This window comes from Acinetobacter sp. AM, assembly GCF_003105055.1.
GTDB classification, from domain to species: domain Bacteria; phylum Pseudomonadota; class Gammaproteobacteria; order Pseudomonadales; family Moraxellaceae; genus Acinetobacter; species Acinetobacter tibetensis.
Map to the genome: position 1 here is coordinate 107,947 of NZ_QETG01000002.1, position 21,355 is coordinate 129,301.

Annotated in this window: 16 protein-coding genes and 3 tRNA genes; 10 read left to right on the plus strand and 9 right to left on the minus strand. The window is 39.4% G+C overall.

What is annotated here, in order from left to right:
• Positions 1-72: 72 nt before the first annotated feature.
• Positions 73-945, minus strand: a complete 873-nt coding sequence (locus DCO44_RS01820; RefSeq protein WP_116758922.1) for an ATP-binding protein — start codon at positions 943-945, stop codon at positions 73-75.
• Positions 946-1,128: 183 nt separating this feature from the next.
• On the opposite strand from DCO44_RS01820, the gene DCO44_RS01825 reads away from it, so the two are divergent.
• The 5 genes from DCO44_RS01825 (at position 1,129) to DCO44_RS01845 (ending at position 3,866) form a co-directional block, all read left to right on the plus strand.
• Positions 1,129-2,640, plus strand: a complete 1,512-nt coding sequence (locus DCO44_RS01825; RefSeq protein WP_116758923.1) for a DUF3336 domain-containing protein — start codon at positions 1,129-1,131, stop codon at positions 2,638-2,640.
• A gap of 106 nt (positions 2,641-2,746) precedes the next feature.
• Positions 2,747-3,454: a serine/threonine protein kinase gene (locus DCO44_RS01830; protein WP_228157489.1), complete on the plus strand. Its 708-nt coding sequence runs from the start codon at positions 2,747-2,749 to the stop codon at positions 3,452-3,454.
• 107 nt (positions 3,455-3,561) lie between these two features.
• Positions 3,562-3,646: transfer RNA gene (locus DCO44_RS01835), tRNA-Leu, on the plus strand.
• Between the two features lie 31 nt (positions 3,647-3,677).
• Positions 3,678-3,751, plus strand: a tRNA-Trp gene (locus DCO44_RS01840).
• Between the two features lie 30 nt (positions 3,752-3,781).
• Positions 3,782-3,866 (plus strand) — tRNA-Leu (locus tag DCO44_RS01845).
• A 296-nt stretch (positions 3,867-4,162) separates the two neighbouring features.
• Here DCO44_RS01845 and DCO44_RS01850 read toward each other — a convergent pair.
• The 4 genes from DCO44_RS01850 to DCO44_RS16730 form a co-directional block, all read right to left on the minus strand.
• Positions 4,163-4,366: a hypothetical protein gene (locus tag DCO44_RS01850; protein ID WP_016167644.1), complete on the minus strand. Its 204-nt coding sequence runs from the start codon at positions 4,364-4,366 to the stop codon at positions 4,163-4,165.
• Between the two features lie 354 nt (positions 4,367-4,720).
• A complete protein-coding gene (metK, locus tag DCO44_RS01855; protein WP_116758925.1) occupies positions 4,721-5,887 on the minus strand; it encodes a methionine adenosyltransferase in 1,167 nt (388 codons plus the stop codon).
• 398 nt (positions 5,888-6,285) lie between these two features.
• Positions 6,286-6,474, minus strand: a complete 189-nt coding sequence (locus DCO44_RS16725; protein ID WP_213066303.1) for a hypothetical protein — start codon at positions 6,472-6,474, stop codon at positions 6,286-6,288.
• A 268-nt stretch (positions 6,475-6,742) separates the two neighbouring features.
• Entirely contained in the window at positions 6,743-7,024 is a 282-nt protein-coding gene (locus tag DCO44_RS16730; RefSeq protein ID WP_213066304.1) for a hypothetical protein, read from the minus strand.
• A 623-nt stretch (positions 7,025-7,647) separates the two neighbouring features.
• Here DCO44_RS16730 and tkt point away from each other — a divergent pair.
• Positions 7,648-9,636 carry a transketolase gene (tkt, locus tag DCO44_RS01865; protein WP_116758926.1) on the plus strand — a complete coding sequence of 663 codons (1,989 nt, stop codon included), beginning with the start codon at positions 7,648-7,650 and terminating at the stop codon, positions 9,634-9,636.
• A gap of 344 nt (positions 9,637-9,980) precedes the next feature.
• Positions 9,981-10,565 carry a YceI family protein gene (locus DCO44_RS01870; protein ID WP_116758927.1) on the plus strand — a complete coding sequence of 195 codons (585 nt, stop codon included), beginning with the start codon at positions 9,981-9,983 and terminating at the stop codon, positions 10,563-10,565.
• A gap of 104 nt (positions 10,566-10,669) precedes the next feature.
• Here DCO44_RS01870 and DCO44_RS01875 read toward each other — a convergent pair whose 3' ends face one another.
• Positions 10,670-11,383, minus strand: a complete 714-nt coding sequence (locus DCO44_RS01875) for a glutamine amidotransferase (RefSeq protein WP_116758928.1) — start codon at positions 11,381-11,383, stop codon at positions 10,670-10,672.
• A 432-nt stretch (positions 11,384-11,815) separates the two neighbouring features.
• Positions 11,816-13,327 (minus strand): aldehyde dehydrogenase family protein, encoded by a 1,512-nt coding sequence (locus DCO44_RS01880; RefSeq protein ID WP_116758929.1) that lies wholly within the window; start codon positions 13,325-13,327, stop codon positions 11,816-11,818.
• 196 nt (positions 13,328-13,523) lie between these two features.
• Between DCO44_RS01880 and DCO44_RS01885 the strand changes: the two genes are divergently transcribed.
• Complete coding sequence (locus DCO44_RS01885; protein WP_116758930.1) at positions 13,524-14,714, plus strand: transcriptional regulator; 1,191 nt, start codon at positions 13,524-13,526, stop codon at positions 14,712-14,714.
• Between the two features lies 1 nt (position 14,715).
• Here DCO44_RS01885 and DCO44_RS01890 read toward each other — a convergent pair whose 3' ends face one another.
• Complete coding sequence (locus tag DCO44_RS01890; RefSeq protein ID WP_116758931.1) at positions 14,716-15,684, minus strand: alpha/beta hydrolase; 969 nt, start codon at positions 15,682-15,684, stop codon at positions 14,716-14,718.
• 215 nt (positions 15,685-15,899) lie between these two features.
• Positions 15,900-17,111, minus strand: a complete 1,212-nt coding sequence (gene mdh / locus DCO44_RS01895) for an iron-dependent methanol dehydrogenase (RefSeq protein ID WP_116758932.1) — start codon at positions 17,109-17,111, stop codon at positions 15,900-15,902.
• A 286-nt stretch (positions 17,112-17,397) separates the two neighbouring features.
• On the opposite strand from mdh, the gene DCO44_RS01900 reads away from it, so the two are divergent.
• On the plus strand, positions 17,398-19,407 hold the full coding sequence (locus DCO44_RS01900; protein ID WP_116758933.1) for a hypothetical protein: 2,010 nt from the start codon (positions 17,398-17,400) through the stop codon (positions 19,405-19,407).
• A gap of 177 nt (positions 19,408-19,584) precedes the next feature.
• Positions 19,585-21,300, plus strand: coding sequence for an AAA family ATPase (locus tag DCO44_RS01905; protein ID WP_116758934.1), 1,716 nt, complete (start codon positions 19,585-19,587; stop codon positions 21,298-21,300).
• The last annotated feature ends 55 nt before the right edge of the window (positions 21,301-21,355 follow it).

Genomic DNA, 21,355 nt, shown 5'->3' on the forward strand with positions numbered 1-21,355 from the left:
AACTAAATCGAATGAAAAAGCTCAATTTGAGACGATTGAGCTTTTTCATAAATTTAATATAGTGATAAAAAATTAGAGTTGCTGTAACTGCTGCGAACCTACCCAATGTTTTGAGAATTGATACGCTGCACGCCCAGAACGTTGTCCACGTGCCTGACACCATCTCAATGCTTCTGCGCGAGTTTCATCGGACATTGGCATATTCGACTTTGCTAAATAGTGTTCAACGATTTCTAAGTAAAGTGCCTGATCCATAGGGTAAAACGACAACCACAAGCCAAAGCGATCAGACAAGGAAATTTTTTCTTCAATTGCTTCCTGTGGGTGTAGTTCAGTATATTGAGGCACATCAACCCGTGTTACAGGCGTATTTTCATGCATAAACTCAGGCAGTAAATGACGACGGTTACTGGTGGCGTAAATAATAAAATTACTTGAGCCAGACTGTAATGAGCCATCTAATACACTTTTTAAACTTCGGTAGTTTTCATCTTCTGCGTTAAATGCTAAATCATCACAATAGACGATGAACTTTTCAGGGCGGTTCTGAATAATTTTTTGAATTTCGGGTAATTCTGATAAATCATCACGTTCAATTTCAATTAAACGCAAGCCTTGATCTTGATATTGGCTCAATAAAGCGCGAACAATAGAAGACTTGCCTGTGCCGCGTGAGCCAGTCAGCAATACATCGTTTGCAGGTAATCCATTTAAAAATTGCAGCGTATTTTGAATAACTTTGGCTTTTTGACGTTCAATCCCTTTTAGGTCGTCTAAATCAATTTTTTTTGGGTGGAAAATGGGAATCAGTTGTTGGTTTTGCCACTTAAATGCTGGAGCAGAAAAGTCAGGTTCTTGTTTTAATGTGGGAAGTGTTTGATGTAATTGAGCAAGAACTTGAGATAGGGATTGTAAAATGGTGTCAGGTAATTCAATGGTTGCCATAGTCATTCAGCTTATAATTACGATAAAGTAGCAAATAAGACCAACATCAGCCTTGGTTTTAGACTGTATAGTATTATGTCAATGAATGCTAATCGAATCATGCTTCGATTTCGCCAAATTTTAAGATTGAATGATAAAGATTTTAAGTCAGTATATTTAAGCGCAGGTGTTTTGAGGGAAGCTATGTTATTTCAAGAATTCATACAGGATATGAATCCACACCAAGCCTATCGTATAAAAAAGTTAAAACGCCAATTGGAGCATGCGGAAAGCTACGCGGAGTGGAAAAGTATCGCGCTTAAAATTGACCAAGAGTCGGGGGCGCAAGAGTGGAAATATGATAATTGTTCCCCTTATTTTGATGCGGAAATGATTTCGTATCGTTTGAAATTATTAAAACGCTATCGCTATCAGCATCGGACGCGTGACTTAATGTATTTGTTACGCGAGGGGTTAACTTACGATATTGCCAATATTGCGCACCCAATGCTCTTTTCTGCTACGTATGTGGGTACGAAAACCATTATTGAGGACTATATTGAAGAAATGAGCGCGAGCTTAGCGTTTATTGCTTCGGACGCTTGCGAGTGTCTTTCTCATCAAGAGAAAATGGATTTCTTTAAACATTGTGAAAAAGCCTATGGGCAGCCAGCGCTGATGTTCTCGGGAGGTGCAACCTTAGGTTTGTTCCACACTGGAGTGTGTAAAGCCTTACTTGAGCAGGATTTAATGCCTAAAGTGCTGTCAGGTTCAAGCGCGGGTGCAATTATGACCGCTATGCTTGGTGTCTCAAACCCTGAGAATATTTCGAAAATATTAAATGGCGAGAACTTTTTTAGCGAAGCCTTCCATTTTCGTAAGTTGGGTGACTTATTAAAAGGCAACGGTGGTGTTGCCGATGTAAAGTATTTGAAAAAATTCCTCGTTGAAAATTTAGGCAATGTCACTTTTGATGAAGCATTCAAACAGTCAGGGTTATATATCAATGTTGCGGTAGCACCTTACGATGCGTCACAGGAAGCGCGTATTATGAATACCTATACTTCACCTGATTTATTGGTGTGGAGTGCGGTATTGGCTTCCTGTGCGGTTCCTATTTTATTTCCGCCTGTTAAGCTCACCAGTAAACGCTATGATGGCGAACTTACGCCATACATGGCAACCACGCGTTGGGTGGATGGCAGTGTACGGAGCGATTTCCCGCAACAGAAAATGGCACGCCTTTATAATCTAAATTACAGTATCGCAAGTCAGGTTAACCCACATATTGTGCCATTTATGCAGGATGATGTTTCTCGGTTCAGACGTGATATGTTGAGTTGGCCAGCACGTATTATTCGTCGTCAAGGTAAAGTCATTGCCAAGGGCGTAATGGATTTTACCCGTGAACGGGTAGGGAAAGTACCTTCAGTACGTCGTTTGCTTGATCATGGCTATGGTGTGGTGGATCAGCGCTATTATGGTGATGTCAATATTATTGGTCGGTATAGTCTGCGTCATTATAGCTATATGCTTCAAAACCCTCGTCCGCACTTATTTAAGTTGTTACAGCGTGAAGGTGAACGTGCCACATGGCCCAAAATTTCCAGCATTGAAACTCATGCCCGAATTGGGAAAACGATTCAGCATGCCTTAGAGCTTCTAAATTATCAGCAATTGCATCGACAAGCACATGTCCAAGTTAATACTGCCTAATTTTAATCATATAAATTGTTTGGAATTAAAAACCAAGCCTACCAGCCTGCGATATGGACGCAGGCTTTATTATTTTCAAGATCAGCAAAATGCTTATTGGTTAAAAATGCAGATGAAGCAAGGGCATTGCGACTACCAACAAGGATTTCAACACGAGTTGGCTTTTTATCAAAAGTGCATGAAATCTACTTTGCTATCCAGTATTACATTACCTGGTGAAATCGTGTCTAAAGCATTTCTAGCATCTAGGGCGGTAGATATTGAAATCGAGCAATCCTTAGCGCAGATGCTCATTTTGCCTCACGCAGTGCCATACTTTACAGTGAGTGCTCATACATTGCCGATTGCAAGTATTCAGCACCATTTATTGCGTGCGTTAGATGTCATGCAAGTGCTACATGAAGCAGGGTGGATACATGCTGATTTAAAACAGGAGCATTTTGTTGAATATCATGGGCAAGTCAAACTGATTGACTTTGAGCAGGTGCAATCCATGACCCAACAAGTGAAAACTGAAATGAATGCAACGCCACGTTATATGGCGCCAGAATTATTTCATGGTGAAGTGAAAACAATACAAACCGATATTTATGCTTTAGGCATTATTTTTTATGAATGGCTGTCTGGGCAGAGATTAAGTGCGAAAAGTTATACAGATTGGGCGTATTTACATTGTCAGCGGTTGCAGATTGAGCTACCAGAGAAATTATTAGGTTTTCAATCACTTCTTTTGAAGATGTTGGCAAAGCATAAAGAGGCTAGATTTGACAATATTTGTGCAATAAAACACGCCTTAGTATCTGAAATTGTTTAAGAAAAATACATAAAAGTGATTTTTGTTTTATATTTAATCAAACAAGATGTTTTTTCATAAAAAGGACTTGTCAGAGGGGAGTGATCTCTATAATATACACAGCCATCGGGGGCGTGGCGAAATTGGTAGACGCACTGGATTTAGGTTCCAGCGCCGCAAGGTGTAAGAGTTCGAGTCTCTTCGCCCCCACCACTTAATCATCAGTTGATGATGTTTAGGTAACAGAGGATTGGTGTAATGGTAGCATGACGGTCTCCAAAACCGTTCGTCAAGGTTCGAGTCCTTGATCCTCTGCCAAATTTATTCACTTTATGTGAAACCCAGTATGGGGGCGTGGCGAAATTGGTAGACGCACTGGATTTAGGTTCCAGCGCCGCAAGGTGTAAGAGTTCGAGTCTCTTCGCCCCCACCACTTAGTGAACTGGGAAGAATAAAGCAAGGTTAAAGCCTTGTTTTTTTTCGCCTGTAGAAAAGTTGATGTTTAAAACTAGTTAAGCAATTTAGGTAAATGAATTTAGATTTTCCGAACATGAAGGTGGTGGGTGTAGAGGGTTAGATTACATCTGTTGCACTTTAGTTTGCGAATATGACTGTTTGACTATGGTTTAAAGCAGCAAATAAAAAAAGCCCCGTAGGGCTTAAATATATAGAAAGAGCAACTCGATCAACGGTGAATATCGTGTACGACTTACAGGTTTTCTTATTTCTTTATGCTTTTAAATGGTCTTCAAACTCTTCGCCTAATTGCATGGCTAATGAATTTCCTGCCAAATCACAAGTGACTAAGCCATATTCTTTTTTAAAACTAAAAGTAAAACCACGGTCATCAGCAAGGCTTTTTACTGAATAACCTAATTTTTCTAACCAAATACGAAATGCGATTAAATTTTTTGCTTTCACAACCTTTTTCACGAGACAACTCCTGTAAACATATAAATATTTAATAGGGATAGGCAAATTTTTTTAAAGGGCAAAAACCTATTTTTTTATTTATATGCTCTTTTTTGCCTAATTTCTATGCTGATGTGTAATTACTTTGGCAGGTTTAATATAGGGGAAAAGGTTAAATTAAAGTGGCGATTACTCGTTATATTTCAGATTAAATATAAGATTAATAACATATTATTTTACGTTAAATATGAGTAGTTTTTTGCAATTAAACTTCAGATCGAAAATACGTTTGAAATATTTTGTTATGAGAAATTATTTTGGAATAGTCATAAAAAAAGCTCGCCGAAGTGAGCTTTCTTACAGACTAGAAAAATATTAGAGACCAGCAGAAGACTTAAGTGCTTCAACTTTGTCTGTTTTTTCCCAAGTAAATGCGGTATCAGAACCTTGGCGACCGAAGTGACCATATGCAGCAGTTTGCTTGTACATAGGTTGAATCAGGTCAAGCATACGGGTAATGCCGTATGGGCGTAGGTCGAAGTGTTCACGAACCAATTGAATAATCAGTTCATCAGGCACTTTGCCCGTGTTAAATGTATTGATTGAAATAGAAGTAGGCTCAGCAACACCGATTGCGTAAGACACTTGAATTTCACATTTATCTGCTAAGCCAGCAGCCACAATATTTTTGGCAACATAACGACCAGCATATGCAGCAGAACGGTCAACTTTAGATGGGTCTTTACCAGAGAAAGCACCACCACCGTGACGCGCCATACCACCGTAAGTATCTACAATGATTTTACGACCTGTTAAACCACAGTCACCTACTGGACCACCAATTACAAACATCCCTGTTGGGTTGATATGGAACTTGGTGCCTGCATGGAACATCTCCGCAGGAATAATTTTTTTCACGATTTCTTCAATCACAGCTTCTTTTAAGTTGGCTTGTGAAATTTCAGGGTCGTGTTGTGTTGATAATACAACTGCATCTAAACGTACAGGTTTACCATTTTCATAAGCAAAGGTTACTTGGCTTTTTGCATCTGGACGTAACCATGGAAGTGAGCCATTACGACGTAACTCAGCTTGCTTTTCCATTAGGCGATGAGCGTATGAAATAGGAGCAGGCATAAGCACATCTGTCTCACGGCTTGCATAACCAAACATTAAACCTTGGTCACCTGCACCTTGATCTTCAGGCTTTTGACGGTCAACACCCTGAGCAATTTCAGGGGACTGTTTACCAATCATGTTAATGACTGCACAAGTTGAACCATCAAAACCTAAGTCTGAATGGTGGTAGCCAATACCGTTTACGGTTTGGCGTACAATAGCTTCGACATCAATGTTTGCAGTTGTTGTGATTTCGCCAGCAAGTACGACAGCACCCGTTTTTACAAGCGTTTCACAAGCAACCCGCGCATATGGGTCTTCTTTTAAGATTGCATCCAAGATAGCATCACTGATCTGATCAGCCATTTTATCTGGATGGCCTTCGCTTACAGATTCCGAAGTAAATACAGCGTACTCGCGCATAAGTCCTATCACAGTTAATTTTAAAGACGCAATATGTTACATCGAGTTCGACTTTAGGACTAGCTCAACTTGTGTAAAAAAGGATGAATTTATTTCAATTCAATGACTTTTTATTTGATATAAGCATCTATAAAACTGATAAAGCAGCGATTAATTGTTTTAGTTTGAAATATCTGGTGTACGTGAATTAAATAATTTGAAGCAAATTTTATCGAACACAAACAAAATTTTCATAAATTCATCCAAGGATTGAATCATGTTTCTATAGATCTGTGATGCGTGTTGCTTATTGGGATTGAAACAATTTTGTCGATAAAATAGGTTTAAATGGATGCCGATAAAACGAAAGCTAATTTTGAGCAATTTATTGGAGTGAGTGCTAGGTGAGGTCATTCAAATTAATTAAACTGATAGGTGTAGGATAAAATTAAGCGTTCATCGGGGCTGTCCAAATGGGTGTTGTTATCCATCATGAAGGCTATGGCATTAAATGAATGGCACTTTGGCACTAAATAACCAAGACCCAAACTGGCAAAGTAGCCTTTGTAGTTTTCGTCTGCAATGTTTTCAGAACTATAGCTTCCCATGGCAAAACCCATCATCGTTCACTTTAGTATAAATGGTTTTAAAGCAAACTCATCTAAATAACCACGGCTTCTAGAAACCTCCACCGTGCTAAAGCCACTTTCTGCATTTGGCATGCCAGAAAAGCTGACAGATTTGCGCAATTTCCTTTTTGGGGTGGGTGGTGTCACCATCATTGTAGGTATAACCTGCTGTTGGAAAAATTTAAATACCAGCAGGCTGAATACCAAAATGGTTTAGGTGTATAAAAGTGCCAATACTGTAGTTGGTCTAGTTCGCGCCATTGGTGTACTCGCTTTTGCCAAAGTTGAAATTCACACTGCCCACAGGGAATAGCCATGAATCATCAATTTTCCATTCACGGGCATCACAGTTTGTCTGTACATTGAGTTTGGATGCCTGACCTAAAGCATATGAGCCAGAAAAGGAATAATTATCATCGTTAAAATCAAAATTATTGGCATAAGACACACCTAACTTGGTGGTGACTTTGGTCGGATCATCCGCCAATTTATCTGCATTGTTATTTACGGTTGTTTGTTCTTTAGTCATGGCATTGCCTGTGAACATCAATAGCACGATGGCAAAAGTGGAATTAATCTCATAAAAATCTCTTGTTTTATATTGTTCTGGGGGCTTTTTATTTATTCTCATGCAGGATGCGAGGGGTAGTTATATTTAAAGAAAATAGACTACAGAATGTAGATGTGGGTGTATGCAATACAGGTTTTATTGTTAGATAAAAATGATCATGACAAGATCTATAACGCTATTTAGTGCAGCGTCCTTGATGCTTTTATTTGTATGAAGGGTTGCCAGTACGAACTTAAATTTATTATTAATTTTCAAATATCTGATATGAAATGGATGCCATGTAAGGTGTGAAGATAGAGTTGATGTACATCTTTAAATTTCGGGCTGAGTTTTTACAGAGATAAAGATAATTTGAAATGTATTGCAGCGTGTAGCAATTGATATAAATGATAAAAAAGAAAGATTGCTTGGTCGCTTAAATTAAAATCCTAAAATTTCTATTCATTCAAGTCCACATAAGTAGCAATTAATAGGGAAAAATTGTGTATAAGGCTTTACCCATCCCGCTTTTTTTAAGACAATAGGCGCACTATTGAATGTGATATTCATCTTCTTAAATTGTTTTAATTGGACTCTGATCTATGACAACCCCTTTGAACGAACGTCGTATTGCAAATGCAATTCGTGTATTGGCTATGGATGCTGTGCAAAAAGCCAACTCAGGACATCCAGGTGCACCAATGGGGATGGCAGATATTGCAGATGTCGTTTGGCGTGAATTTTTAAATCACAATCCGACTAACCCACAATGGGCGAACCGCGACCGTTTCGTATTGTCAAATGGTCATGGTTCAATGCTTCAGTATGCATTGTTACATTTAACGGGTTATGAGCTTTCAATTGAAGATTTAAAAGCATTCCGTCAACTACACTCTAAAACACCGGGTCACCCAGAATTAGGTTATGCACCTGGCATTGAAACCACAACTGGTCCATTGGGTCAGGGTATTGCCAATGCTGTAGGCTTTGCGCTTGCTGAAAAAACTTTAGCTGCTCAATTTAACAAAGAAGACCTGAATGTTGTTGACCACTTCACCTACTGTTTCTTGGGTGATGGCTGCTTAATGGAAGGTGTTTCGCACGAAGTGTGTTCACTTGCAGGCACTTTGGGTCTAGGTAAGTTAATTGCTTACTATGACGACAATGGTATTTCAATTGATGGTGAAGTTGAAGGTTGGTTCTCTGACGATACAGAGCAACGTTTCAAATCTTATGGTTGGCAAGTACTTCGTGTTGATGGTCACGATACTGATGCATTGCGTGCTGCAACTTTGGAAGCAAAAGCAGAAACGCAAAAACCAACGATTATTATTTGTAAAACAATTATTGGTTTAGGTTCTCCAAACAAACAAGGTAAAGAAGATTGCCATGGTGCACCGTTAGGCAATGATGAAATTGCATTAACGCGTGAAGCTTTAGGCTGGACAGAAGGTCCATTTGAAATTCCTGCTGATGTTTATGCTGCATGGGATGCAAAAGCGAAAGGTGCTGAGTCTGAAGCAGCTTGGAATGCGGTATTTGCTCAATATCAAGCGAAGTACCCTACAGAAGCGGCTGAATTATTACGTCGCATTGAAGGTGACTTACCTGCTGAATTTATTGCTCAAGCAGATGCGTTCATTGCAGAAACTAATGCTAAAGCAGAAACCATTGCGACTCGTAAAGCAAGTCAAAATACATTACAAGCATTTGGTCCATTATTGCCTGAATTATTGGGTGGTTCTGCCGACTTAGCGGGTTCTAACTTAACACTTTGGAAAGGTTGCCAAGGCGTTCAAGATAACCCAGCAGGTAACTACGTACACTATGGCGTACGTGAGTTTGGTATGACTGCAATGGCAAATGGTGTTGCATTGCACGGTGGTTTTATTCCTTACGTTGCAACATTCCTGATGTTTATGGAATATGCACGTAATGCAGTCCGTATGTCTGCACTGATGAAACAACGTGTCATTCATGTTTATACACATGACTCTATTGGTTTAGGTGAAGATGGTCCTACACACCAACCAGTTGAACAAATTGCCTCTTTACGTGGTACACCAAACTTAAATACATGGCGTCCATGTGACACAGTTGAAGCAGCGGTGTCTTGGAAATCTGCTCTTGTACGTAAAGACGGTCCTTCTGCGTTAATTTTCTCTCGTCAAAACTTACCATTCCAAACACGTACTCAAGCACAAATTGAGAACGTGGCAAAAGGTGGTTATGTGCTTGCTGAAGAAAAAGGTGAATTAAAAGCAATTATTATTGCAACCGGTTCTGAAGTGTCATTGGCGATGGAAGCCTATGCACAATTAGAAGGTGTGCGTGTGGTTTCTATGCCATGTGCTGAAGAGTTCATGAAGCAAGATGCTGCTTACCGTGAAGCTGTATTACCAGCTCACATCCGTGCACGTGTTGCAGTGGAAGCTGCGCATGTTGATTACTGGTGGAAGTTTGTAGGTCTTGATGGTCGTGTAATTGGTATGACGACTTATGGTGAATCTGCACCTGCGAAAGACTTGTTCCAGTTCTTTGGTATTACGACTGAAGCAGTTGTAAATGCAGTAAAAGAATTGACAGCTTAATCGGTCATTTCTAAAAAACGCCTCTAATAAGAGGCGTTTTTTATGGTTTTAAGGTTCCTAAGTCACAACAATAAAAGCAGATAAAACTAAGCCTGAAATGGATCTCACGGCTAAAATTCTTAGGGTTGCATATTCCGAAGTAGTAGACCAACGGTTATTTGAAAGATGCTGAAATAAAAGTGATTAATTTAATGTGTAATCTGTTGCAATCGTTCTACTAAAATTCATATTAATATTAATCCTTTAAACTGTTCTAAATTTGAAACATATCGTCTTATTCATAACAGTGAATTATAATTTGAAAGGTATACACTAATAATCATTCTGAAACGAGATACAATCACATGAACTTAAAAACATTAACTTTGGGTTTGGCAGTTGCTTCAGTTGCAACATTCTCTATAGCAAAACCTGTTGCATATCAAATTGATCCAACACACACGGCAACCGTATTTTCTTGGAGCCACTTTGGTTTTTCTACACCATCTGCAAACTTTAGTAATATTCAAGGCACAATTAATATAGATAATGACAAGCCTGCGAATTCTTCAGTGAATGTGACTATTCCATTGGCAAGTTTAAATACCAATGTGGCTGCATTAGATGAGCATTTGAAAAAAGCTGAATTCTTTGATGCAATCAATTACCCAAACATCACGTTTAAAAGTACTAAAGTTGAAGCTTTAGGTAGCAATAAATATAAAATCATAGGTAACTTAACAGTTAAAGATGTGACTAAACCTGTTGTGCTTGATGCAGTATTGAACAAACAGGGTGAGCATCCAATGACGAAGCTACAGTCGATTGGTTTTAATGCTACAACCTCATTCGACCGTTCTGCATTTGGTGTCGGCGCATACGTTCCTAATGTGGGTGATAAAATCACTGTAAATATCACCACCGAAGCATCAGTTCCTGCGAAGAAATAATCTCCCCACGATTTCTTCGGGAAAGTAAAAGGCACTCGGATTGAGTGCCTTTTTTATGTCCGTTAATTCTTGGAGTAATAGAGGATCGATTTGATCTAACCGTTTTACTCAATATGTTGCATAAAAAACTCAAGCACTTGCGGTGCATTTTGTTCTAAAGTGGGTGCAAAACGTTGGTTATCCGCACGTAGGCTTGGAATGTCAATTTTTGCATTGCGTAATTCGCAGGTATGACCAATCAGCCATTTTTCCATTGCATCCGCAGCAACTTCAACATGAAATTGTAGTGCCAGAATATTGTTACCTATTTTAAATGCTTGATTTGGATATAGTGCAGAACTTGCCAGAAGTTCTGCATTTTGCGGTAAATCAAAAGTATCACCATGCCAATGTAAAACTGGCGTATCAGCTAGGCCTGTGAGAGGATTCTGTGCTATCGGATGGATTTCTAAAGTGCTCCAGCCAATTTCTTTTTGTGTGCCAGTATAGACTTTGGCACCTAATGCATGAGCAATCAGTTGTGCACCTAAACAAATGCCGAGCGTTGGCAAATTACGTGCTAAGCGCTGTTGTAATAGTTCAATTTCTTGCTTTAAAAATGGGTAATCTTCCGTTTCATAAACCCCAATTGGGCCGCCTAAAATTACAGTGAGTCCTTCATGTTCTAGGGCTTTACGCAGGTCATCAACACCTGCCTCTACGTATCTCACACGAAAGCCAAGTTGGTAAAAAGTATCTTCTAGAGCACCAAGGTCTTCAAAAGCAAGATGTTGAATCGCATAAATGGTTTTTGGAAAATCGGGAGCTGTTGTTTTCATACGCTTTGAATTGTGATGAATAAACGAAATGGTTTTGAATATATACCAAAATAATAAAGTTGCGTAAGTAATAAAATTTAAACAGCAAGGCTTGCTTTTAAAAATGCCTTGCTGGATTCGATCACTTGTTTTTGTATGGTTTCATCTGCCATGCCACGCGCAAGGCTAATAGCACCAACGAGTTGGCACAGTACTGAGTTATTTACAATACTGGTGGTTAGAGAGGAATTAGATGGATTTGGCTAGTTAGGAATAGGGCTGATTTTTGTTTGATGATTTTATTTAAAGAACAACCCAAATTTGAATCAAATCAAAAGATTGTTCTCACTTATTGTGGATAAAACAGTTAATAGTAGATTCGAATATGAAAACAGCGAACCTTGGTTCGCTGTTTTCAGTTTTCTTGCAAAGGAAATAGGTCTTATATGAGAATTAGAAGAAACCAGCAGGCTTAGTCGAATAGCTCACTAACAAGTTTTTAGTTTGTTGGTAATGATCAAGCATCATTTTGTGGTTCTCACGACCAATACCTGATTTTTTGTAACCACCGAATGCCGCGTGCGCAGGGTAGATGTGGTAGCAGTTAGTCCATACACGACCTGCTTCAATCGCACGACCTGCACGATAAGAAGTGTGTGCTGAACGTGACCATACACCTGCACCTAAGCCATAAATGGTGTCATTGGCAATTTTGATGGCATCATCAAAGTCTTTGAAGGTTGTTACAGACAATACAGGTCCAAAAATTTCTTCTTGGAAAACTTTCATGCTGTTGTTGCCTTTGAAGATGGTTGGTTCAATGTAGAAACCACTACCAACTTCGTGACGAGCACCACCACCAGTCAGAACTTCCGCACCTTCACCACGACCTGTTGCAATACAACCCAAGATTTTGTCTTGCTGCTCTTGAGATGCCTGAGCACCAATCATGGTTTCTGTGTCTAAAGGGTGACCTGTTTTAATACGCTTAACACGTTCAATGGCTTTTTCGAGGAATTTGTCTGCAATGCTTTCTTGAACGAGAGCGCGTGAAGGGCACGTACAAACTTCGCCTTGGTTCAAGGCAAACATTGCAAAACCTTCAAGTGCTTTGTCTAGGTAGTCATCTTCACGATCCATTACATCTTCAAAGAAAATGTTTGGAGATTTACCACCAAGTTCCAGCGTTACAGGAATAATGTTTTCAGTCGCATATTGCATAATCAACTGGCCCACTTGCGTAGAACCTGTGAATGCAATTTTTGCAATACGTGGGCTAGTTGCAAGCGGACGACCTACTTCGGCACCAAAACCATTAACGATATTCAAAATACCTTCTGGTAGTAGGTCTTGAATTAATTCAGCAACCAATAAAATACCGACAGGGGTTTGTTCAGCCGGCTTAAGAACAATACAGTTGCCTGCTGCCAATGCTGGAGCAAGTTTCCATGCCGCCATAAGAATTGGGAAGTTCCATGGGATAATTTGACCCACTACACCCAATGGTTCATGGAAATGGTAAGCAATTGTATCTTCATCAATCTCAGAAATTCCGCCTTCTTGTGCACGAATACAACCTGCAAAATAACGGAAGTGATCAATTGCTAGAGGGATATCTGCCGCAAGTGTTTCACGGACAGGTTTACCATTGTCCCAAGTTTCTGCAACTGCCAGTAATTCAAGATTTTGTTCTAAACGATCTGCAATTTTAAGTAACAGATTTGAACGCGTTGTAGGAGAGGATTTGTTCCATTGAGCCTTAGCTTTGTGCGCTGCATCAAGCGCAAGTTCGATATCTTCAACCGTTGAGCGAGGAATTTTGGTGAATACTTTGCCATCGACAGGCGAGATGTTTTCGAAGTATTCTCCTTTAACAGGTGGTACCCATTGTCCACCAATAAAGTTTTCGTATTGTGCTTTAAATTGAACCTTAGAACCAGGTTGATTAGGATCGACGTAACGCATATATAATTTCCTTTGCTTGTTGTTTATCTCAGCTTCTACAGCTTTGGTATAAGGTACATCAGTACATTATTTGTTTAGCATAACTAGCATAAGGTTGGAGAAAGGTTGGAAAGTTGAAGGTTTACAACAGGACGACAAATGCTTACAAAAACAGTTAAGTACAGGACGTCGAATCATTAGTTGTTGAGAGAAAGCAATGATGAATAAGCAAACATTAGTAGAAAAAAGACAACGGATTGATCAGTTCCGCCAAAGTAGTAGCCTTTCGCCGTTACATGCAGAACAATTAGGGCAAAGTATTGCAAGCTCATGGCAGCGTTCAGCCTCGGCAGCGATTCCTAAAGACCGTATGGCAGCGCCAATTAATCATCAGCATCGTCGTGGTTTAAATGGCGCCTTAGAGCATGCCTTACAACTTTGCACTGAAGATCTCAAACATATTGCTCAGCAATCTTCCATGGTGATTGCTGTGGGTGATATCGGTAGTACTATTGTGTGGTCGGCATCGAGCCATCAAATGCAGAGTGCGGCTGAAAGTGTACACTTTGTTGAAGGTGGGCAGTGGCGAGAAGAGTTGGTTGGTACCAATGCATTAGCATTGTCGTTAAAAACCCAGCAATCGAGTTGTGTGTTCTCTAATGAGCATTACATGACTTCAATACAAGATTGGGTGTGTTATGCGGCACCGATAATTGACCCTTATTCAAAGCAAGTCTTAGGGGTCATTGATTTATCAACCACATGGAAAAACCACAATAGTTTGGGGCTTTTAGCTGCTGAGCGTTGTGCCTCGATTATTCAATCCGCCTTATTGGAACATCAAAAGCAACAGTTATTTATTCGTGCATTTGCTGTGCCGCAAATTTTGTTCAATGGCAAGACGTTAGTACTGACTCCACGTCAAATTGAGATTCTGGCGATCTTGGCTTTGTGTCCTCAAGGGCTAACCTTAGATACTTTGCATCAAGCACTTTATGGGGAGCGTAAGGTCAGTGTGGGAACACTAAAGGCAGAAATGTCACAACTTCGTGATATTTTGGGAGGCATGTTAGGCTCAAGACCTTACCGTTTGTTGGTCAATGTCGATGCGGATTTTTTACAGGCAGAGCAAGCTTTAGACGCTGGATATTTAGAAACCGCATTAAAGCTGTATACAGGCGTGTTCTTGGCGAAAACCGAAAGTCCATTTTTATGTGCTTGGCGGGATTGTTTGGAGTCGCGTTTAAGTGATGCCATTTTTAAAGCCAATGAAACTGATGTGTTACTTAAACATGTGGCGCATTTTCCAGAAGCAATAGATGCGGTAGAGCGTTTGATTGAACTGATGCCTAAGACACATCCTGTTCATCAAACACTGTTGAAATTTAAGGATAGAGAGGATTTTTAATTCAGATCCCTTTCTCTTTTATCCAAGCAAATAAGTGCTGATAAACCTGTTCACGAACTTTAGGTGCGGATAAAACCAAATCGTGCAAACCATTTTCAATGGTTTGAATGCTGATATCCCCAATCATTTTCTCGGCGTATTTTTGAATATCATTAACATTTAAAATCACGTCACTGGTCTGAGCTTCAATCCCCCATTTTTTCGGGTTCGTGGTTTGATGTGAATGCATAACTATAGTGGGAATAGTGAGTGTTACGCCTGCGTGAATCTCTTTTTGAGCTTCATAGATGGCTCGCACAAAGCTGAGTTTTACCATCTTGTAGCTTGGTTGTTTCCACTCAAGGTTAAACTTCCATTCACCGTGATAGTGACAATGTAGGCTAGGGACGTACCATTTATTCAGACCGCTTGGAATAGTGAGATTCGGAAGCAATCGACCTAGTTTGCTGAGTTGTGGTAACGCTTTATTTTTTTCAAACTCGCTCATGTTGAAATCATAAAAAGGACTGTTTGCCCATAGCCCCTTAATCAATGAATGCTGCGGGTGATGGGCTGCAAATAGGGTACAAATGAGTCCACCCGTTGAGTGCCCGCTTAACAACACAGCATCATGACCTTCAGCTTGAATAATTTCTAACGCTTTATTAATTTCTGCATCATATTCACTTAAATCACGTACATTATAGAGTTGTTGATGCCCTAAACGGGAACGTCCATATTTGCGTAAATCCAGTGCGTAAAAATCAAAACCCTGCTGATTGAACTGATCTGCCATTTCGGTTTGAAAGAAATAATCAATAAAACCATGAATGTACAAAATTGCTTTGGTGGTAGTTTGAGTATTTTTTTTGCGGACTAAAGTCGCAACGACTTTGCCTTCATAATCATCGGGGAATTCAAGCACAAGCTGTTGATAATCTGGCCCCAGAACATCGGCTTGATAGGTGGTAGGAATTTTGAGCGATGTCATTTTTATACTCATCAAGATTTATTATGGTTTAATCCTTGATGATGTTGGAACATTTGTCAAATTGAATTGATTGTAAAATAAAAAAATGCAACCCAGTGCCTTCTTCTGTTAAGAATCTAGAATGTAGCCAATGGTTAGTCAACATTGGTTACATTCCATGCCCGATTCAAACAGAACTGGGTTGCCAAAAGCAAAAAGTAAGAGATTGGAGAGACTTACACCGCTGCTTTAAAATCTACAACTTCAGCACCACTTTTTAATGCTGCTTTGAAAATATCAACCACTTGAGCATGAGTAGCTTTACGTGGGTTGGTTAACATACAAGCATCTTTTTGAGCATTTTCAGACATAATACCTAAATCTTGCTCTTTCACACCGAGTTCAGCTAGGCTTGATGGAATACCGATAGAAGATGACAACTCACGGATTGCATCAATCGCAGCATAGGCAGCTTCGGTCACGGTAAATCCAGTGGTGTTAACGCCCATAAGTTCTGCAATACGTGCATAACGGTCAGGGCATGCAATTAAGTTAAATTCGCAAACATGTGGTAGTAATACTGCATTACATACACCATGTGGCAGGTTGTAGAAACCGCCTAATTGGTGTGCCATCGCATGCACATAACCTAAAGAGGCATTGTTGAATGCCATACCTGCAAGATACTGTGCATAGCTCATCGCATCACGAGCTTCAAGGTTTTCACCATTCGCAACCGCTGGGCGTAACCATTCACTGATCATTGAAATGGCTTTTTCCGCACATGCATCGGTAATTGGATTTGCAGCAGTAGAAACATAGGCTTCTACAGCATGAGTCAATGCATCCATACCTGTAGCAGCGGTTAAGCTTGCTGGTTTTGCAATCATGAGTTTAGGGTCATCAATTGCAATCAGTGGAGTACAGCGCCAATCGACAATTGCCATTTTTACATGTGTGTCTGTATTGGTAATAATACAGAAGCGCGTCATTTCAGATGCTGTACCAGCAGTTGTATTTACTGCAATCAGGGGAGTCATTGGGACAGAGCTTTTATCAATGCCTTCATAATCACGAATATGACCGCCACCTGCTGTTACCAGACCAACACCTTTTGCACAGTCATGTGAGGAGCCACCACCCAATGAAACAATAAAGTCACATGCATGGTCGTTATATGCTTGTACGCCGTTATGGACATTAATATCTGTTGGGTTTGGTTCTGCGCCCGGGAAGATATGACTGTCGACACCCGCATCTTTGAGATAGCTCGCAATAGTGTCTGCTACACCAAATTTAAATAAACCTGCATCGGTAACAATCAGTGCTTTTTTAGCACCTAAATTTTGTGCTTTGGTTCCAATTTCTTTAGCACAGCCTGGACCAAAGAGTGAAACACATGGAATGTAAAAACCGTTTGTTTGATCTGCAATATTTTTAAAAGCCATGGTGCGATTCCTTCTACCATTGTTATGTTCTAAGCGGTGACCCTCACCGTGGCTTGAGTATTTAACGAAGACAGTTTTAAACCTACCTACCAAACACCTACCATCAAATGTTTTACAAAAAACAATATGGGTAGTTAGATATGAAATATAAATTGAATGAGAAAATTTATTCTTATATATAACTGAAAATTAATATAAAAATATGAATTCTATCTTGGGGTGAATTTTTTGAAAATTTGATTACAATAGAAAGAGGCATTATACAAAAGTAGAATGAGGGGCGTGTATGGAACAAGAGCGTTTAATACCGCAACATCGTCAAATTGCTCAATTGATTCTGGGATTTTCTCCAGATTTAATCGCCATGCAGCATCAACAGTGGCAAATCTTGGGGAATCTGAATGCAGAAAATATGTTTCGGATTGATCAAGAAAAGCAGACCATTTTTATTATGAACGAGATGTTTCATATTTCTTTTGCATTAGTCCACAACCAACATACCCCATTTATTCAATACAATTTTAATGATCAAGATCAACATGCGGAATTACTTGAAGATTTCTTTTTGAATGATGTTGGTTTTTTGACTGATCAATTGAATGAACAACACTCCTTATTTCTTAAAAATAAAGCACAGCAATTACGTGAACTTATTGCGAAACAAATTTATCAGTGGGTGGATGGACCTACGCGTGTCATTGCATGTTTAAACCAAATGAGCATGGTTCAAGCTGAGTTGTTAGATCGGCGTTTAATGGTACTCGGAATGGCGAAATACGCTTGTTTTGCCCAGTCTAAACAAATGGGAACCGATTTGGATCCTGCATTACAACAACATTTTAGTCAGCTTTGTGCTTTACACATTGTGAATGGGGAAGACTTTTTACCGTTGCAGGGCTTAATGGATTGTTATGATGAGCTTTGTCACAGTGCAGCGCAGTTTTTACCTTCAGCACTGTATCGGATAGCGACTTTAACGTTTGAACAAAAATTTAATTTAGATGAACTGCTTGATCATCAAATGGATTTTGCATTACTGCAACCTTATGCCTTACAGCAAAGTCATGTTTTGTCCTTTGTACGCTTGATGAATCGGGAGTTGTGGCATAAAGATGATTTATTGGCCAAACAGAATTTTTTGCAACCCAATGCGCAGATCTGGCAAAAGAAAGTCGCGCGTTTACCTATATTTGACTATTCCAGAACGGTCAATTGGTTGTTTAAGCAAGATGCAATGGTGCTTGACTGGTTAAGTGCACACATCCAGCACAGTCATGTACGCATCGCCGTTACCGCTTTAAGTTTTGTCGATACCAGTCAAATTCATCCTTGTATCATTTTATTAATACTGCAATATTTTCAACATACCTGTGCGCGGATGTTCATTCAAAGTTGTGATATTCATGCGACCACAGAACAATGGTTTGAGCACCAAAACAATCAAAGTGTGGTGCTGAAAGGACAACAGCAAACGGTTGAGGATCAGCGCATTGCCATCAGTCCATCTATTTTATATTTGGATGAATGGATGAATTTACTGCGTAATGTTGCCAATAAGAATGAAACTATAGTCAAGCAGGTCTATAAAAAAATTAGCCGCGTCATGCAGGCATATATGTTGCATTTACATCATATTGTGCAAGATTTACCCCATGAGTTATTGAATTATGTGCATCCAAGTACGCACCAAAATCGGGGGTTTTATCGTACCTTACGTCGGCATCATGTCCCTGTGAATGAGTTTAGGGCTTTATTTTATTTAAGATATCAGAATTTGAGAGTGTCTGTATTTGATGCCTATGTTCGAGATTATTTGATTTATTGTTTTAATGAAAACCGTGAAATTGCCAAAAATAGTACATGGCTAGGTTTGTTTCACCACGCTGTAGAATGGCATCGGCAGTTACATAAAGATGAAATTTTAGCGCGTTTAAAACAGAGTTTTGCTGTGAATACCTGGAATGCGGTATCGCCTCAAACCATTTTGCAATATTCAGGTTGGAGTTTTGAGGAACTGCATCAAATTGAACGTATTATTGAAGAATCGAATGTATTTCATCATTGCCTGGCGATGAGTTATGCGGAACGAATTATGCAGGGAGAATATGTCGCTTTTCATATGTCATCACCGCATTACGCGCAGTCTTTAACGCTGGGTTGCCATATTCAGGCAGGGAAATTGCTATTTGATCAATTGGAATATCCAAATAATCAAAAAGCGGAGCAATTGTTGGTGACGATTGCGGAACAATTTATTCAATGGTTTAACGAACATTTTTCACCATCACAGAAATAGACTTCATATGATTTAACCAATTAACAAAAACTATTTTGGTTCTTTTTTTTAATTCATGGATAAGCTTTTGTTATTTAATCATTTGATGTACGAAAAAACGAGTGTGTTTCTTCTCAGACTTAACTTTTAACGCAAAACTCGTTAGGCTATAGCCGTTATTTATTGGTTATCGGTCATATGAAACAAGAAACTGCACTTAAGCTCCTCAAAGCTGGCGAAAATGTCTTCCTTACAGGTTCGGCTGGTGCAGGAAAAACTTATACTTTAAATCAGTACATCAATTATTTGAAAGCGCGTAAGGTACCTGTTGCGATTACGGCTTCTACAGGTATTGCTGCAACGCATATGAATGGGATGACTATTCATACTTGGGCAGGTATTGGTATTAAAGATAGCTTAAGTGATGATGATCTTAAGCGTATGAAAGAGCGCAAATACCTCAAAGAACATTTAGAAAATGCACAGGTATTAATTATTGATGAAATTTCGATGTTGCACGCAAAACAACTGAATTTGGTCAATCAAGTTTTAAAATACTTCAAAGAAAGTGATGACGCTTTTGGTGGCATTCAGGTGATTGTTGCAGGTGACTTTTTTCAGTTGCCACCTGTTGGGAAAAAAGAAGAGCTAAATCGGGATAAATTCTGCTTTATGTCTGAGGCGTGGGTTGAAGCCAAGTTCCGTGTTTGCTATCTGACCGAGCAGCATCGTCAAGGTAATGATTATCTTAATGATATTTTGAATGCCATTCGTAGTCAGAGTATTACTTCGGAGCATATACGTGTATTAGAACAAACGCGTTCACAAGATATTGGTGAGACTTTCACACGTTTATACACCCATAATATGGACGTTGATTCGATTAATTTTCAACATTTAAATGCCATTGAGCAGAAAGGTCATGAATTTATGGCGGTCTGTGATGGTAACGATAAATTAATTGAAACCTTGAAATCCTCTGTACGTGCGCCTGAAGCATTAACATTGAAGAAGAATGCCAAAGTGATGTTTGTAAAAAATAACTTTGACATGGGTTATATCAATGGCAGTTTAGGAGAAGTCATTGGTTTTGAAGAAGATGATGATCATGGCATTTTGCCAAAAGTGAAACTCACTGATGGTTCAGTCTTATTGGTTGAGCCAGAAACATGGTCAGTGGATAACGAAGCGGGGAAGAGTATTGCCAGTTTGCAGCAAATTCCCCTGCGTCTGGCATGGGCAATTACCATTCATAAATCCCAAGGTATGACCTTGGCGGCGGCAGAAATAAACTTAAGTCATACCTTTGAAAAAGGACAAGGTTATGTCGCATTATCACGGTTAAAATCATTAAATGGTTTAAAACTGCTGGGTTTTAATATGCAAGCCTTAGAATTGGATAGTCTTGCGATTAAAGCAGATCGCCGTTTTCAGGAGCTATCTGCCGAAGCTGAAACAAATTTTGCTGAAACCGATTTAACCGTGCAACATAAAGCTTTCATTCGCCATTGTGGCGGAACGCTGAATGACGTTGAAATTGAGCGAAATGAGAAAAAAATTGCTCGAAATGCAGGTAAGCAAAACTATGCCTCGGCAACTTTAGATGAAACTCGTGAACTCTTTGAGTCAGGTTATGAGATTGAAGATATTGCAACGGAACGTGGACTCACGCCTGCCACCATTATTAATCATTTGGGACGGTTGCATAAAGAACAAGGCTTAGATATTTCTGTTGCGCATCCAGGTGAAGAGGTTGTAGAGGAAGTCCGTAAGATTTATAAACGTTTGCAAAAACGCCAAAGCCCAGATCATTTTGCGGATGATGGTGCCATTAAATTACGCCCAATTGTAGAGGCAACTAATCCACGTATGGGCTATGACCAAGTGCGTTTAGCGTTACTTTATATTGAATAAAACTTAAATATGGAAAAGGAGTAGGCAGGGGTAATTCTTGCTTACTTTAAATTAA